Raw genomic sequence first — 15,228 nt, forward strand, 5'->3', positions numbered from 1 at the left:
GCACGCATTCTAGCCAAGCGCCAGTATTGCTGCTGCCGTATCTCCAGATACGCGCAAATGACAGTACTGCCGTGCCAGGGACTATCCCAACAGTTTCATCCCTGTGATGCGTTCGTGCTCCTTGGCTGCGTAACGATCTGTCATGCCAGCCACAAAATCTGCGACCGTGCGAGCCATGTCAGCCTCGCTCCCGGCCTGCTGTGCTCTTAACGCAAAGCGGGGCTTCATCATGCCTGGCTGCTGCATGTAAGCCGCAAACAGATCACGCACCACCTGGCGCGCAGCCTCCATGGTCTGCATGACCTGGTCATGGCGGTACAGCGCATGGAACAGAAAGCGCTTGAGCGCCTGGGTCTGCGCCTGCATGTCTGGGCTGAAGCGCACCAGCGCTTTGCTGCAGGCACGGACCTCATCCACATGGCACACCCCGGCATGCGCAATGTGCTGGCGGGTGCTGTGGATGACGTCATACACCTGCTCGCTCAGCATGCGGCGAATGGTTTCATAGAGCAGGCGTCGCTGCGCCTCAGGCTCGGCCAGCTGCGGAAAATCTGCCAGCACCTGCGTGTAGAAGCGCGTAAACAGCGGCACTTCCTGCAACTGCTCCAGCGTAATCAGGCCAGAGCGCACGCCATCGTCTACATCATGTGCGTTGTAGGCAATCGCGTCTGCCAGATTCGCCAGCTGCCCCTCCAGCGAAGGCTGACCGCCGTTGAGAAAACGTGCAGCTACGCCACCCGGCTCCTGTGCTTCCAGCTTGAGTGCATTGCTGCGCGAGCAGTGCTTGAGAATGCCTTCGCGGGTTTCAAAGCTGAGGTTGAGGCCATCGTACTGTGGGTAGCGCTCTTCCAACTGATCCACCACACGCAGGCTTTGCAGATTGTGCTCAAAGCCGCCAAAGTGCTGCATGCAGGCGTTCAACTCATCCTGACCTGCATGCCCAAATGGGGTGTGTCCCAGATCATGCGCCAGGCAAATGGCTTCGACCAGATCTTCATTCAGCCCCAACGGCCGTGCTATGGAGCGGCCAAGCTGCGCCACTTCCAGCGAATGCGTCAGACGCGTGCGAAACAGATCGCCCTCATGGTTCACAAAGACCTGCGTCTTGTAGACCAGGCGGCGAAAGGCGCTGGAGTGCACGATGCGGTCGCGGTCCCTCTGGTGCTCCGTACGCGTAGGTGCTGCAGGCTCAGCGTATCTGCGCCCACGCGTAGCGTCGGGCTGACAGGCCCACGGAGACAGCTGAAATGACTGCATGCACCCTCCTGAATTTCATATAAAAAATGGCTACAGCGCTTGTCACACAAGCGCTGAATGCTCTTTTTATTGCGTCTGAATGCCTACCCCCTGCGTACAGCAGGTATCAATCACCTCACGCACCAGGGCATCCGGTGCCGAGCGCAATACGGCCTTGCCTGGTCCGTCTATCAGTATGAAACGAATCGCGCCTGCTTCGGCCTTTTTGTCCACCCGCATGTGCTCCAGATAGGCACCCGCATTGTCTGCAGCATCAATGACCGCACCACGGGTTGGCAGGCCTGCACGTTCAATCAGGCGCGTGAGGCGCTGCACAAACTCGGCATCGACCAAGCCCAGCCGTTGCGACAGATGCGCGGCCATGACCATGCCAGCGCCCACACCCTCACCATGCAGCCAGTTGCCATAGCCCATGCCCGCTTCAATCGCATGACCAAAGGTGTGGCCGAAATTCAGGATAGCGCGCAGGCCGGCTTCCTTTTCATCCTGACCGACCACCCATGCCTTGATTTCCACGCTGCGCTTGACGGCATGCAGCAGTGCCTGACGGTCGAGACGGCGCAGGTCGTCGATGTGGGCCTCCAGCCATTCAAAGAAGGCCATGTCCGCAATCGGGCCGTATTTGATGATTTCAGCCAGCCCCGCCGAGACTTCGCGCGCTGGCAGCGTGTCAAGCGAAGCCAGATCACACACCACCAGCTGGGGCTGATAGAAGGCGCCAATCATGTTCTTGCCCAGCGGGTGATTGATAGCAGTCTTTCCGCCCACGCTGGAGTCCACCTGCGACAGCAGCGTGGTCGGGACCTGCACAAAGGGCACGCCACGCATGTAGCAGGCTGCTGCAAAGCCCGTCATATCGCCAATCACACCGCCACCCAGTGCAAACAGCACGGTCTTGCGGTCGCAGCCATGGCCCAGCAATGCATCAAAAATCTGGTTCAGCGTCTGCCAGTCCTTGTACGCCTCCCCATCAGGCAGTACTACGGTATGTACGTGGGCATATTTGGCTGCCAGTGCTGCCTGAAGCTGGGCCGCATATAAAGGCTGCACCGTCACATTGGTCACGATCACGGCCTGCGCAGCACTGGGACAGCCAGCAAACGTAGCAGCCTGCTGCAGCACATCCGCTGCAATCACGATGGGGTAGGAACGGTCGCCTAAATCAATCTGAACGGTCTGACTCGAATGTGTGGTCACGGCATGCTCTCGTTAAACCAACAAGGCCGTATGCGGCCTTGCTGAAGAAAATCCATCACGTTGCACAGCAAATGCTGGCAGTTTTTTTATAACTTTAATCGCCCAGTGCTTCGCAACATCCTGTGCTGGGCAACAGGCCGGCCAGCTCGGCCTGCATGCAGATTTTGCGGCTGAGCTGGGTGGGGTTCTGCCGGACAGCATCCACCACGTAATGCGCTGTCTCCAGATACAGCGGTCCACGCGCCTGCTGCAGCTCTTTCAGGCGCTTGAGCGGGTCTTCACCCTGCATCAAGGGACGTGTCGTGTCATTGCGCAACCGCCGTGCAATATCTTCCGGCAAAGCTTGCAGGTAAAACACTGTGCTGTGCGCCTTCAATGCCTGGCGATTTTCTGGACGCAAGACAGCACCGCCACCCGTCGACAGCACGCAGCGCTCCGACAGCTGCAGCAGCTCTGCCAGCACCTGTGTCTCGATATCACGAAATGCTGCCTCACCATGCGCTGCAAAAAACTCACGAATGCTGCAGCCAATGCGCTGCTCAATCGCATGGTCCACATCCACAAAACGCAGCTTCCAAGCCTTGGCCAGCTGTCGGCCAATCGTGGACTTTCCGGAGCCTGGCAGGCCGATAAGAGAAAAATGCACAGCAACTTCCTGATTCAGATGCACAAAGACCGCCAGAAGGCGGTCTTTGATTGTCACCGACAAATACGGATTAATTGCTGACGACTGCATCCGCCACCATGCGTGGCGTGATGAAAACCAGCATTTCGCGTTTGGAGGTCTCACGCGTACGGCTCTTAAACAGATTGCCGACAACGGGAATATCCCCCAGTCCCGGCACCTTGTTGACCTGGTTGGACTCTTCCATTTCAAAAATACCGCCAATCACCACGGTGCCACCGTTTTCCACCAGCACTTCGGTTTCCACACGTTTGGTGTCAATCATGGGCACGCCGGTATTGGTCCACCCGCCTACGGCATCCTTGTTCACCTTGAGCGTCAAAATAATGTTGCCTTCAGGTGTGATCTGGGGCTTGACCTGCAGACGCAGCTCGGCCTTCTTGAAAGAAGTCGTGCTGGCGCCATTGGGAGCGGTTTCCGAATACGGCACTTCCGTACCCTGTGCAATTTCGGCCTCCTTCTGGTCAGCGGTCAGCAGCCGAGGGCTGGAAATCACACGGCCTGCGCCTTCGGCCTCCATGGCAGAGAGCTCCAGCGACAAAAAGCGCGTCATGGAAGAATTAAAAACACTCAGCGCCAGCGATGCTGGGTCACCACCTGTAGACAGGCCTGCAGGCAGATTCACAAACGGTGCATCACTCTTGGTACCGTAACTGGAATACTGGCTGCCAATGCTGCCACGGCCTGCACGGTTGTAGCCCCCGCCGAACTTGACGCCCAGCGAACGGCCAAAGCTGTCACGCGCGTCCACAATGCGCGCTTCAATCAGGACTTGGCGTACAGGGATATCCAGCTTCTTGATCAGCTGGGCAATTTCTTCCAGCTTGCTGGGAATATCGGTCACAAACAGCTGATTGGTGCGCGCTTCTGCAATGGCAGAGCCACGGGGTGACAGGAAACGCGTGCTGGCCTCGCTGTTGCCACTGTTGTCTGCAATCTGGTTCTTGATGTCTTCTGCCTTGGCATAGTTGATCTGAAAGCCCTGTGTACGCAGAGGTTCCAGCTGCTCAATGGCACGTGCTGCTTCAAAGTCACGTTTGGCGCGCTCATCAATCTCATCTTTGGGGGCAATCCACAGCACATTGCCGTTTTTCTTCATGCCCAGGCCCTTGGCCTCCATGATGATGTTCAGCGCCTGATCCCAAGGCACGTCCTTCAGACGCAAAGTCAGAGAGCCGCCCACAGTGTCCGACGTCACGATGTTGAAATTCGTAAAGTCAGCAATCACCTGCAGCAAGGCGCGCACATCGATATTCTGAAAATTCAGCGACAGGCGCTCACCGGTGAAACCTGGCCCTTGGCTCAGCTTGTTCGGATCAACCTTCTTGGGACGGACTTCCAGCACAAACTGCTCATCACTCTGATAGGCACTGTGCACCCAGTCGCCTGTGGCTTCGACCTGCAGACGCACACGATCACCATTCTGGCTGGCCGTAATCATCTGCACCGGTGTGGCAAAGTCAACCACATCGAGGCGTCTGCGCAGCTCAGCAGGCAAGCTGGAATTGAGCAGATCAATCGTCAGGCCCTTGCCTTCCTTGCGCACATCGGCATTCACCATGGCCGATCCCAGATCAACCACCAGGCGCCCTGCACCATCGCTTCCACGACGGAAATCAATGTTTTTCAAAGCCCCAGGCGTGCTTGCATCCACCTCTTTGCTGGCCAGATGCTGACGCATGGTCGATTGCAGCGGCGCAATCGTCGACGCCGTACGTTTGACTGGATCCAGAAACACCAGAATGCCATTGCCATCTACCTGCGTCCGGTAAGTCGTGGGGGCTTTCAGATTCAGCACCACGCGCGTGCGTCCTGTGCCCTCAACCACATTCACCGTATCCAGGTTGCCCTGCTGCAAATCCACCAGAGACTGCCCCATGGCGTTCGTGGCACCGGGCAAATCCAATGCAATGCGTGCAGGTGACTGAATGGCAAAACCTGTCACGGCATCTTTCAGCGGTTCCGACAGTTCAATACGAACCACCTCTCCACCGCCTTGCTGCGAGCCAGACACAGCCTGCACGCTGGCAGCCCATGCCGCAGCGCCCGTACACACCAGGATCGGAGCCAGCGCCCAGCGAACAGGTATCAAGATTTTCTTCTCTAGCATCAATTGCCCCCCTCTTGCAGATCAAGCGTTGCCATTCGTTCCACCCAATCTCCGGCGGCATCCTGAACAACTTCCCTCAGCTTGATACTGTTCTCTTCAATTTGAACAATGCGGCCATAGTTCTGGCCCAGATAATTACCTACACCCACTTGATAAATCAACTGGTTGACCCTCAGCAAAGCAATGCGCTGATTGCCTTTTTTCAGGCTGCCAACCATGGTGACGCTGTCCAGCGGATAGCTTTCCAGTTCTTCCTTGCGGCGATTTTGTTCAGCCGTCAGCAATGCTGTATTTGCCGTATTTTTCTCTGTTTCCCTGCGCAATACCTGCGTCAGCTTCAGCATATTGAAGGGATCCATTTCCGTGGAAGCTTCATAAGCCTGTGGCAGAAAAACGGATGGCTCTTTCAGAGGCTGTACTCTGGGCTTTGCCATGGATTTCTGTACCCCAATCCACTCATGCAAATCTTCATGCTCAGATCCGAAACAGCCCGCCAGCATGGAAGATGCCAACAATGCCAAGAAAATCGTTTTTCCGCGCATCATTTAGACTTCCCCTTCCGGTTGGCATTCACTTCTTCTGCATCCAGGTAGCGATAGGTATATACCGTTGCATCCAGTGTCAGCACACCTTCATTGCCTTTCGGCCCAATCGACATATTGCTCAAATTCACAATGCGTGGCAAATGTGCAATGTCTGAAGCAAACATACCAATATCATGGAATGCACCGGAAATTTTCACCGTAATTGGCAGCTCCGCGTAATAGTCCTTCACAGATTCTGCACCAGGCTTGAAAAGCTCAAATTGCAGACTGCGCCCTAAACCGGCTTGATTGATATCTGACAGCAGTGCAGCCATTTCAGATTTGCTGGGCAGCTGCTTTTCCAGCTGCTGTACATATTGCTGAACCTGCTCTCGCTGCTTTTTCAAGGCATCCAGACTGACGGCTTTGAGCAATTTGGTTTCATACTCTGAACGCAGGCTGGTTTCAGTTTCGCGCTCTGCATTCAGATCTTCCTCCATGCTGCTCAATAAAAAATACCACGCGCCACCGAGCACCATGAGTGCGATAGCTGCACACAAAAAGATTCTCGGCAAAACAGGCCACAAGGAAGGATCCTTAGGATCCAGATCTTTAAACTGTTCCTGCACATTCTGTGCATAGGTAGTCAGATCCTGCAGTGCGTATTTTTTTGTTTTTCTCATAACTTCGCCTTTTCATTCCCCTCAGCCTCTGAGGCACTTTCAGGCAAAACCAAGGTAAATTGCATAATGAAGTTGACGACTTTTCGCTTGTCCTTGGACGAAAGATCAACTGTACTTGCAACAATTTCCTTGAGATCCGGTTTTTGAAACCATGACGTTTTGGTCGAGAAGTTTCTCAAGACCTCAGACACGCGTTCATTGGACTGCGCAACGCCTTTGAGTTCTACCTGCAAGCCATTTTGCTTGATGGAAGAAATATAGACGCCCTCAGGAAGCAGCCTGACCAGCTCATTGAGCAAATGAACAGGCAGGTTTCTGTTCGCCTGCAAGGCTTCCACCGCTTTCTGGCGTTCACGCAAAGCTTTAATTTCACCTTCCAGGCCGGCAATTTCCTTGATCTGCTTATTGAGCACTTCTATTTCAGAGCGCAGAAAAGCGTTTCTTTCCTGCTGAGTCTCTATGCGCATTTGCATGAACCAGTACACCAAGGCCGCCAGCAGTACCCCCACCAGCGCAGAAAGAAACATGGTGACCTGAAATGCCTCCTTGCGGCGCTTGCGTGCAACTTCACGATGCGGAAGCAGATTAATCAAAATCATTTCAAGAACCTCCGCATGGCCAGCCCGCATGCTGTCAGGTACATGGCTGCTTCTTTTTTGAGTCGACTTTGATGCACCGTAGGAGCCAGTGCCATGTGCTCAAAAGGATTGAGCACACTGACCTCGACCTGGGTCTGCTGCCGCACGGCTTCGGTCAGCCCCTCGACCATGGCCGCGCCACCAAACATGCAAATTTGCTGGACGCTGTGATAGGGCGTACTGGTGTAGAAAAACTGCAATGCACGGGCGATGTCATTGGCCAGACTGGCGACGAAGGGCTGCAGCACGGTCTCCTGATAATCCGCGGGCAAATCACCGGTACGCTTTTTCAGTTCTGCCTCTTCCACGCTCATGCCATATTGGCGCGCAATCCTCTGCGTGAGTTGAGCGCCGCCAGTGCCCTGTTCACTGTCATACAGAATGTCATCGTTGCGCACGACCTGCAGACTAAAGCCCCGGCCACCTACCTTGACCAAGGCAATCAAGGCATCGACGCCTGCATCTGGCAATGTGTGCATGGCCAGCCCTGCTGCCAGTCTGGATGCATAGGACTCCACATCCATCACCACGGGAGACAGTCCCGCAATCACAGCCAGGTTGTTGCGCTCCTCGACTTTCTCCTTCCGCGTGGCGGCAAGCAGCACATCGACATCGCTGGGGCTTTTCTCGTTAGGGCCAACGACGCAAAAGTCCAGACTCACCTCTTCCAGCGGAAAGGGAATATATTGACTGGCTTCAGCCTCGACCTGAACTTCCAGCTCCTGCTCGCTGAGATTACCCGGAAGAATGATTTTTTTGGTAATCACAGAAGAATGCGGCAGCGCCAAGGCCACATGCTTGGTACGCGTACCGCTTTTCTTCAGCAGACGTTTGAGCGCTTCTGAGACATCGTCAAATTTCTCGATATTGCCATCGACGACACTCTCTGCGGCCAACGGCTCGGATGCGAATCGCTCTAGGACCCAGTTGCCTTGCCTATCCTGATCCAGCTCTACCAGCTTGATGGCTGAAGAACTGATATCGAGACCGATCAGTGGTGCACTCTTCCTCTTAAAAAGGGATCCCATTGAGATCACAGGCCCCTCCCTTCTTGTTTCACTTTGATATGAATATTCACACAATCGCGGGGCGATGCTATCAGCAAGGAATGGAGACGACCACGCACTCAGATCAGCATTCCATCAATTAATCGTTGTCAAAAATACACGCTTGTGCGCTATACGGTTGCTTTCTGCACCCATCCGTGTGAATAACGTAAAGCTTGCAACAAGCTCTGCCCCTGCCCCATCGCGGCCAATGGCTGTTTTCTATAATGACGTCTCTCTTTTGAGTGGAGCGTCATGCCTATCTCTCCCGAATCCAGCAACTCGCAAACCCCCTCCAAGAAAAAAACACCTCCACGCAAACATTGGCTATTGCGAGCGTTGCTGTGGCTGTTCGGTTTGTGCGCCGCCGGTGCTGTAGCTGCAGCCATGGTGGCTGCCATTGCGCTGGCAATGGCATATCCCAATCTTCCCGATGTCTCCGAGCTTGCTGACTACCGTCCCAAGCTGCCTTTGCGCGTGTACTCCGCAGAAGGTGCCTTGCTGGGCGAGTTTGGTGAAGAGCGCCGCACACTGACCCCTATCCAGGACATTCCAAAGGTCATGGTGGATGCCGTGCTGGCGATTGAAGACACACGCTTCTTCGAGCACGGAGGCGTGGACTACATCGGCATGATGCGTGCCGCCCTGGCCAATCTGGGCAAGGTCAAGAGCCAGGGTGCCTCCACCATCACCATGCAGGTCGCCCGCAACGTCTATCTGTCGTCTGAGAAGACCTACACCCGCAAGATTTACGAAATCCTGCTGACCTTCAAGCTTGAGCACCTGTTGAGCAAGGAAAAGATTCTTGAGATCTACATGAACCAGATCTTTTTGGGTCATCGCGCCTACGGCTTTGCTGCTGCCAGCGAAGCCTATTTCGGCAAACCGCTCAAGGACATCACCATTGCGGAAGCCGCCATGCTGGCAGGACTGCCCAAAGCCCCATCAGCCTACAACCCCATCAGCAACCCCAGACGCGCCCGCATCCGCCAGCTCTACATCATTGACCGCATGGAGGAAAACGGTTTCATCACTGCCGAGCAGGCAAGCGAAGCCCGTGAAGAGCCCCTGCGTCTGCGCACTGCCAGCCGCAACACCACCGGCCATGCCGACTACGTCGCCGAGATGGCGCGTCAACTGGTCTACGCACAGTACGGTGATGAAGCCTATACCCGCGGCCTGAACGTCTACACGACTATCAACCTGGGTGAGCAGGAAACCGCCTATCAGGCACTGCGCAAAGGCATTACGGACTACGAACGCCGCCAGCGTTATCGTGGCCCGGAAAAATTCATCGCACTGCCCAGTGACGCCGCGCTACTGGAAGATGTGATCGACGACACACTGGCACAGCACCCCGACAACGGGGACCTGCTGGCTGCCGTGGTGCTGGAAGCCAGCCCCAAGTCGATGAAGGTGCAGCGCCCTGACGGCGAAACCCTGGTGATTACAGGCGAAGGTCTCAAGCCTGTGGAATCTGGCTTGAGCGCCAAGGCTGCCCCCAACATCAAGATACGCCCCGGTGCGGTCATCCGCATCATTGAGACCTCCAAGGGCAAGTGGGCGGCCTCGCAGCTGCCCGAAGTGGAAGGTGCCTTTGTGGCGCTGGACCCACGCAATGGTGCCATCCGTGCACTGGTCGGTGGTTTTGACTTCCAGAAAAACAAGTTCAACCACGTCACCCAGGCGTGGCGCCAGCCAGGCTCAGCCTTCAAGCCATTTATCTATTCCGCTGCGCTGGAAAAAGGCTTGAGCCCAGCCACCATACTCAATGATGCCCCGCTGTTCTACGGCTCTAACGTCACCGGTGGTCAGCCCTGGGAGCCTCGCAACTACAGCAACAGGTTCGACGGCCCCATGTCTGCACGCACGGCTTTGGCCAAGTCACAGAACATTCCGCTGATTCGCATTCTGGAATACGTCACACCCAAGTACGCACAGGAGTGGGTTGCACGCTTTGGCTTTGATGCAGCACGCCACCCGCCCTACCTGACCATGGCACTGGGCGCTGGCTCTGTCACGCCCATGCAGATGGCCGTGGCGTATTCGGTCTTTGCCAATGGTGGCTACCGCATTGATCCCTGGCTGATTTCCAAGATCACAGACCCCAAGGGCCATACGCTCTGGGAATATGTGCCCCAGCCTTTGTCTGAAGCCCAGCGCGTCATCGATCCACGCAATGCTTTCCTCATGAACAGCATGCTGCAGACCGTGGCCAAATCAGGCACCGCCGCCCGTGCACAAAGCACACTGAAGCGCCCAGACCTTTACGGCAAGACCGGCACCACCAACGATGCGGTGGATGCGTGGTTTGCGGGCTTTCAGCCCACGCTGACTGCAGTGACCTGGATTGGCTACGACACGCCCCGCAACCTGGGCTCCCGCGAAACGGGCGGTGGCTTGAGTCTGCCGATCTGGATCAACTTCATGCAGCACGCCCTCAAGGATGTGCCTGTGGCCTCCTACCCCGTGCCAGCAGGTGTTGTGAACATGAACGGCGAATGGTTCTACGATGAGTTTGCAGGCGCAGCCGGTCTGACCAGCCTGGGCATGGGAGCCGGTGAGTTTGATCCCAACGTTCCTACAGAAGCACCGCTGCCTGAAGAGCGCAGCAGGATTCTGGATCTGTTCCGCAACTAAACAAAAAGCCCGGTGTTGATACACCGGGCTTTTTCAATTGCAGCCGCTCAAATGTCGTCGATCAATCCAGCTTGGCGCTGAACGTCAATGACAGATTGGACTGCTCGCTCGCAAAGCGGCTCAGGTTCTCGAAAAACTCGCCATTACCCTTGGTGTCCTGCCAGGTGCAGCCATCGAACTTGTAGTGAAAACCACCAGCCCTGGCAGCCATCCACACCTCATGCAGCGGCTTTTGCAGATTGATCACGATCTGGGAACGATTGGGGAACACCAAGGTCACCATTCCGCCAGCACGCTGTGCATCAATGTCTGCGTCAGTTTCATCGTTGAGACGGTCACATGCCCGCTCCACGGCCAGCAGGAGTTGTTCGGCTCTGTCTAAATACTCAGTGTCGGTCATTACAATCCACCCATGTTGAATCCTTCACAAATTCTAGTCCGCTGCATTGCCCTTGCCGCCTGTGTGGCAGCACTGAGCGCCTGCGGCCAGCGTGGCCCTCTGTATCTGCCCACAGAACCAGCTGCGCAAAACCGCGCCACGCTGCCGGAAAGCATGACGCCCTCACTGCCTTTGCAGTCAGAGCCTGCGACTGAGCGCTAGGCGCTGGTACACACGCCAGCCCTGCAGCAACAGCACGATGGCGGCGTAGATCCAGACCTCGGCGGTATTGTTCTTGGCATCGCGCATCCAGTAAAAATGCAGCAATGCCAGCCATGCCGCCAGGTGTACACCCTGGTGCAGGCGCTGCCAGCGCTTGCCGCCCATGGCTCGCAGCACCCAGCGTGGTGAGGTCAGCGCCAGTGACAGTAGAATCACCGCAGCCAGCACACCCACCAGAATGAAGGGGCGCTGCGCAATATCGTCCCAGGTGGCTGCCAGACTCCAGCCCATGTCCAGCCCGAAAAAGCTGATGGCATGCAGCAGCACATAGAAAAACGCAAACAGCCCCAGCAGACGGCGAAAGCGCGCCAGCGCATTCCAGCCACTGAGCTGGCGCAGCGGTGTGACGGCCAGCGCAATGCACAGGCCGCGCAGCGCCCAATCGCCCGTAGAACGAATCAGCGCCTCTGCCGGATTAGCGCCGAGATTGTCCGTGACCGTGGCCACAACCAGCCAGATCACAGGTGCCAGCGCCAGCAGCCAGACCACGGGCTTGGCCCAGCGACTCAGCAGCCAGGTATTGATGACTTGCACTGCCATCAGAAATTACGCTTCAAGTCCATACCCTGGTAGAGCTGCCCCACCTGATCGGCGTAGCCGTTGAACAGCAGCGTCTTGCGCTTGGGCGCAAACAGACCGCCATCACCGATGCGGCGCTCCGTTGCCTGGCTCCAGCGCGGATGCGGCACATCCGGATTCACATTGGAATAAAAGCCGTATTCGTGCTGGGCCGCCTTGTTCCATGCCGTAGCAGGCATTTCTTCCAGAAAACGGATCTTGACAATGCTCTTGGCGCTCTTGAAACCATACTTCCATGGCACCACCAGCCGCACAGGCGCACCGTTTTGCTTGGGCAGTACATGGCCATACATGCCAAAGGCCAGCAGGGTGAGCGGGTTCATGGCTTCATCGAGCCGCAGCCCTTCGGTGTAGGGCCAATCCAGCACACGGCTGCGCAGGCCGCGCATGGTCTGCGGGTCCGCCTGCGAAACAAACTCCACATATTTGGCGCTGCCCATGGGCTCTACCCGGCGAATCAGCTCAGACAGGGAGTAGCCAATCCACGGGATCACCATGCTCCAGCCTTCCACACAGCGCAGCCGATAGACGCGCTCTTCCATGGGGCTGAGCTTGAGCAGATCTTCCAGCGCCCATTTGCCAGGCTTGTGCACCAGGCCTTCAATCTCTACCGTCCATGGGTCCACAGACATGGCATGCGCATAGCGTGCTGGATCGTCCTTGCCGACCCCAAATTCGTAGAAGTTGTTGTAGCTGGTGGCATCTTTCTGGGGCGTTGGCTTTTCATCGGTCCATGCACCTGCCTGCTTGGAAGGGGTAGACGACAAAGGCATCCATTCCGAAGATGCGGCACTGGCCAGCGCATCACGCTGGGCCCATGCCGCCATGCTGGCCCCGGCAACGCCACTGGCCACCCATTTGAGCCACTGCCTGCGCCCTTCATACACCGACTGGGGAGTGATCTCACTGCTGCGAATTACCATCCGAACCTCCTTGTCCAAAAGCGCTATTGATGCATTCTCTGGACAAGCCGGAGCATGTCAAGATAGTTTAGTTGTCGCCTCATTTATGCAGCGAAGGGTATTTTTTGATCGGTGACGCTGATCCTTTCTGGGTTCAAGGCCACATGGTCAATGTGATGCCAATTGCGGGTATGGCGGCTCCAGCGGGCAGCCTCGTCTGCCTGGCCTGTTCATAAACTTGTCTGCGTTTGCGCAGGATCTCGATGTCCTGACCGGTATGGCGCTGATGCGGGGTCACATACTGGATGCCGCTGTGGCGGTGTACATGGTTGTACCAGTGTGCAAACTCAGCCGCCCATTGCCTGGCGTGTGCCAGTGATTGCATTCCTTGGACTGGGAACTCTGGGCGGTACTTGGCTGTTTTAAACAGCGACTCCACAAAGGCGTTGTCATCACTCACGCGAGGTCTTGAGTACGAGGGTTTGATGCCAAGCCACTGCAGCATAGCCAGCACGGTGGTGGCTTTGAGTGTGCTGCCGTTGTTACCGTGCAATACCGGCTGCTGCGGCAACGCAGCAATGCCCTGGGCCAAGGCGGTGCGCCGCAGCAGTTGGATACTGCATGCTCTGAGCTGTCATGCACTTCCCAACCCACGATTTGGCGGCTGTACAGGTCCATGATCAGGTACAGATAAAACCATCTACCGGCCACCTGGCTGGGCAGATAGGTGATATCCCAACACCACACCTGATTGGGGCCAGTGGCTATATGCGTGCTGGGCGCTTTACGTGGGCGAGGCGCTTGGCAGCGCCCACGGTGGCGGTTTTGTCCATGCGCGCGCAGCACCCGGGCAAAGCTTGACTCGCTGGCAATATAGCGCCCTTCATCAGCCAGCATGGACACGATACGAGCTGGTGGCATGTCTGCAAATCTAGGCTCATTGGCCACACGCAAGATCTCCTGGCGTTTGGCCTGCGTCAATGCATGTGCAGGCACTGGCCGTACCGCATCTGGGCGTCTATCGGCACCAATACAGCTGCCAGCAGCGTTGCTGCGCCAACGCTGCAAAGTGCGCACATCAATTCCTGCGACTTCACATGCAGCTCGCAACCTGGCACACCTCACGGTGTGCCTGATCAATGTCCCGGACCAGTTTCTGGCGGTGATCCAAGGGAATCATTCTTCCCCGTCCTCTCGCATCATCGCCTCGAGTTTTTTGATAGCACCAGCAGCGCTGCCGTCTCTGCCAAGGCCTTTTCCTTACGCCACAATTCACGCTCCAGCGCCTGTATGCGTTTGCGATCTTGCTTGCGGGTGCTGGCACTGCTATCAGATGCCTGAGCGCCTAAGCCTTGCTCTGCACTGAGCCGCCACTGCCCCAGCTCCTGCGGATAAATCCCATGGCTGCGACACCATTCGTTTTTTGCTGTGCTCATCCATGGCAGCCGTGGTCAGCAGCGCATTAAAGCGGGCTGCTGGTGTCCATTGCGTCACTTGCGCGGGCTTGGCCAAGGCATCACTGAGCCAACGCTCCAACGTGGATTCACTCACCCCAGTTTGCAGCCAGACCTGCTGCAAACAGGCGCTTTGCGGCGGTAGCACTTCGCCACCACGCTATCTTTGAAGGCTTGTCCGTATCGAGCCACTTGTTTCCTCTACTGTCTTCGCCCCTGTTCATTCGATTTCTATCGAGGCGACAACTATTCTGACTCAGGGGGAAGCCCAAATCCCGTTTTGCTGAGGTACTTTGCCGCCTGTGATAATGCGGCCATGGCATTGCTGGCTGAAGGCATTCTGAAACTGCACTGGGACCAGACGGTTCCCGTCAACGTCGCCCATATCGTGAAACAGATGGGCGTAGGGCTGCAGCTACAGGATACGCTGGCGACCAACGCACAGCTGACCATCACCCCGGACAACCGCGCCACCATCACGCTGAACCGCCAGCTGCCCCCTGCACTGCAACGCTATGCCGTGGCCCATGCGCTGGGCCATGTCGCTCTGCACCACCTGCGCCCTGGTATGAGCCAGCACATTCCTGTGAGCGAAGACTTCCGGCTGGATTTTGACCAGCGCCACGCCGTAGAAGCCAATGATTTCGCGCTGCGCCTGCTCATGCCTGAGCCCGCACTGCGCTACGCCCTCGAGGACATGCGTGCGCGTGATCTGCAGGAACTGGCCCACGTATTTGCCGTGCCTGCCTTGTTTGTCAAACAGCGTCTGGCGGATCTGGGGCTGAAGCTGCCAGCGCACGCCGTGCGCAGCAAGCACAGCGTCGTTATCGATACCTAGGGCGTGTTCACATA

Annotated in this window: 14 protein-coding genes and 1 pseudogene; 3 read left to right on the top strand and 12 right to left on the bottom strand. The window is 56.6% G+C overall.

Annotation, left to right across the window (positions count from 1 at the left end):
- Positions 1-81: 81 nt before the first annotated feature.
- From F7P80_RS02305 to F7P80_RS02340, 8 genes are all read right to left on the bottom strand, one after another.
- Complete coding sequence (locus tag F7P80_RS02305) at positions 82-1,257, bottom strand: deoxyguanosinetriphosphate triphosphohydrolase (protein ID WP_151042426.1); 1,176 nt, start codon at positions 1,255-1,257, stop codon at positions 82-84.
- 66 nt (positions 1,258-1,323) lie between these two features.
- Positions 1,324-2,454, bottom strand: a complete 1,131-nt coding sequence (gene aroB / locus F7P80_RS02310) for a 3-dehydroquinate synthase (RefSeq protein WP_054067323.1) — start codon at positions 2,452-2,454, stop codon at positions 1,324-1,326.
- 94 nt (positions 2,455-2,548) lie between these two features.
- On the bottom strand, positions 2,549-3,100 hold the full coding sequence (locus F7P80_RS02315) for a shikimate kinase (protein ID WP_249041351.1): 552 nt from the start codon (positions 3,098-3,100) through the stop codon (positions 2,549-2,551).
- A gap of 70 nt (positions 3,101-3,170) precedes the next feature.
- Positions 3,171-5,249 (bottom strand): type IV pilus secretin PilQ, encoded by a 2,079-nt coding sequence (locus F7P80_RS02320; protein WP_151042430.1) that lies wholly within the window; start codon positions 5,247-5,249, stop codon positions 3,171-3,173.
- Positions 5,249-5,794 (bottom strand): pilus assembly protein PilP, encoded by a 546-nt coding sequence (locus F7P80_RS02325; protein WP_054067321.1) that lies wholly within the window; start codon positions 5,792-5,794, stop codon positions 5,249-5,251. The genes F7P80_RS02320 and F7P80_RS02325 overlap by 1 nt, the downstream gene beginning before the upstream one ends.
- The gene (locus F7P80_RS02330) at positions 5,791-6,456 is read right to left on the bottom strand and encodes a type IV pilus inner membrane component PilO (protein WP_151042432.1); all 666 of its coding nucleotides are present in this window, start codon (positions 6,454-6,456) and stop codon (positions 5,791-5,793) included. Before F7P80_RS02330 ends, F7P80_RS02325 begins: the two co-directional genes overlap by 4 nt.
- Positions 6,453-7,055, bottom strand: a complete 603-nt coding sequence (locus F7P80_RS02335; protein ID WP_151042434.1) for a PilN domain-containing protein — start codon at positions 7,053-7,055, stop codon at positions 6,453-6,455. The genes F7P80_RS02330 and F7P80_RS02335 overlap by 4 nt, the downstream gene beginning before the upstream one ends.
- Positions 7,052-8,131, bottom strand: coding sequence for a pilus assembly protein PilM (locus tag F7P80_RS02340; RefSeq protein WP_054067318.1), 1,080 nt, complete (start codon positions 8,129-8,131; stop codon positions 7,052-7,054). The genes F7P80_RS02335 and F7P80_RS02340 overlap by 4 nt, the downstream gene beginning before the upstream one ends.
- Before the next feature lie 264 nt (positions 8,132-8,395).
- On the opposite strand from F7P80_RS02340, the gene F7P80_RS02345 reads away from it, so the two are divergent.
- Positions 8,396-10,780 (top strand): penicillin-binding protein 1A, encoded by a 2,385-nt coding sequence (locus F7P80_RS02345; RefSeq protein WP_080025200.1) that lies wholly within the window; start codon positions 8,396-8,398, stop codon positions 10,778-10,780.
- 61 nt (positions 10,781-10,841) lie between these two features.
- Here F7P80_RS02345 and cyaY read toward each other — a convergent pair whose 3' ends face one another.
- Positions 10,842-11,180, bottom strand: coding sequence for an iron donor protein CyaY (cyaY, locus tag F7P80_RS02350; protein ID WP_151042436.1), 339 nt, complete (start codon positions 11,178-11,180; stop codon positions 10,842-10,844).
- Positions 11,181-11,192: 12 nt separating this feature from the next.
- Here cyaY and lptM point away from each other — a divergent pair, with 12 nt between their 5' ends.
- The gene (gene lptM / locus F7P80_RS02355; protein WP_151042438.1) at positions 11,193-11,381 is read left to right on the top strand and encodes an LPS translocon maturation chaperone LptM; all 189 of its coding nucleotides are present in this window, start codon (positions 11,193-11,195) and stop codon (positions 11,379-11,381) included.
- On the opposite strand, the gene F7P80_RS02360 is transcribed toward lptM, so the two are convergent.
- From F7P80_RS02360 to F7P80_RS02370, 3 genes and pseudogenes are all read right to left on the bottom strand, one after another.
- Positions 11,358-11,981: a protein-methionine-sulfoxide reductase heme-binding subunit MsrQ gene (locus tag F7P80_RS02360; RefSeq protein ID WP_054067314.1), complete on the bottom strand. Its 624-nt coding sequence runs from the start codon at positions 11,979-11,981 to the stop codon at positions 11,358-11,360. The two genes, lptM and F7P80_RS02360, sit on opposite strands and share 24 nt — an antisense overlap.
- Positions 11,981-12,943 carry a protein-methionine-sulfoxide reductase catalytic subunit MsrP gene (gene msrP / locus F7P80_RS02365; RefSeq protein ID WP_151042440.1) on the bottom strand — a complete coding sequence of 321 codons (963 nt, stop codon included), beginning with the start codon at positions 12,941-12,943 and terminating at the stop codon, positions 11,981-11,983. Before msrP ends, F7P80_RS02360 begins: the two co-directional genes overlap by 1 nt.
- Before the next feature lie 83 nt (positions 12,944-13,026).
- Positions 13,027-14,568 (bottom strand): annotated as a pseudogene (locus tag F7P80_RS02370) (IS3 family transposase).
- Positions 14,569-14,692: 124 nt separating this feature from the next.
- Between F7P80_RS02370 and F7P80_RS02375 the strand changes: the two are divergent.
- On the top strand, positions 14,693-15,214 hold the full coding sequence (locus tag F7P80_RS02375) for an ImmA/IrrE family metallo-endopeptidase (protein WP_151042442.1): 522 nt from the start codon (positions 14,693-14,695) through the stop codon (positions 15,212-15,214).
- Positions 15,215-15,228 lie beyond the last annotated feature (14 nt).

The sequence above is a fragment of the Comamonas kerstersii genome, assembly GCF_008801935.1.
Lineage (GTDB): Bacteria > Pseudomonadota > Gammaproteobacteria > Burkholderiales > Burkholderiaceae_C > Comamonas > Comamonas kerstersii.

Excerpts from the sequence above, each read along its gene's own strand:
- F7P80_RS02305 (WP_151042426.1), bottom strand. The coding sequence starts at position 1,257 with ATGCAGTCATTTCAGCTGTCTCCGTGGGCCTGTCAGCCCGACGCTACG.
- F7P80_RS02320 (WP_151042430.1), bottom strand. The coding sequence starts at position 5,249 with ATGCTAGAGAAGAAAATCTTGATACCTGTTCGCTGGGCGCTGGCTCCG.
- F7P80_RS02325 (WP_054067321.1), bottom strand. The coding sequence starts at position 5,794 with ATGATGCGCGGAAAAACGATTTTCTTGGCATTGTTGGCATCTTCCATG.
- F7P80_RS02330 (WP_151042432.1), bottom strand. The coding sequence starts at position 6,456 with ATGAGAAAAACAAAAAAATACGCACTGCAGGATCTGACTACCTATGCA.
- F7P80_RS02335 (WP_151042434.1), bottom strand. The coding sequence starts at position 7,055 with ATGATTTTGATTAATCTGCTTCCGCATCGTGAAGTTGCACGCAAGCGC.
- F7P80_RS02345 (WP_080025200.1), top strand. The coding sequence starts at position 8,396 with ATGCCTATCTCTCCCGAATCCAGCAACTCGCAAACCCCCTCCAAGAAA.
- cyaY (WP_151042436.1), bottom strand. The coding sequence starts at position 11,180 with ATGACCGACACTGAGTATTTAGACAGAGCCGAACAACTCCTGCTGGCC.
- lptM (WP_151042438.1), top strand. The coding sequence starts at position 11,193 with ATGTTGAATCCTTCACAAATTCTAGTCCGCTGCATTGCCCTTGCCGCC.
- F7P80_RS02360 (WP_054067314.1), bottom strand. The coding sequence starts at position 11,981 with ATGGCAGTGCAAGTCATCAATACCTGGCTGCTGAGTCGCTGGGCCAAG.
- msrP (WP_151042440.1), bottom strand. The coding sequence starts at position 12,943 with ATGGTAATTCGCAGCAGTGAGATCACTCCCCAGTCGGTGTATGAAGGG.
- F7P80_RS02375 (WP_151042442.1), top strand. The coding sequence starts at position 14,693 with ATGGCATTGCTGGCTGAAGGCATTCTGAAACTGCACTGGGACCAGACG.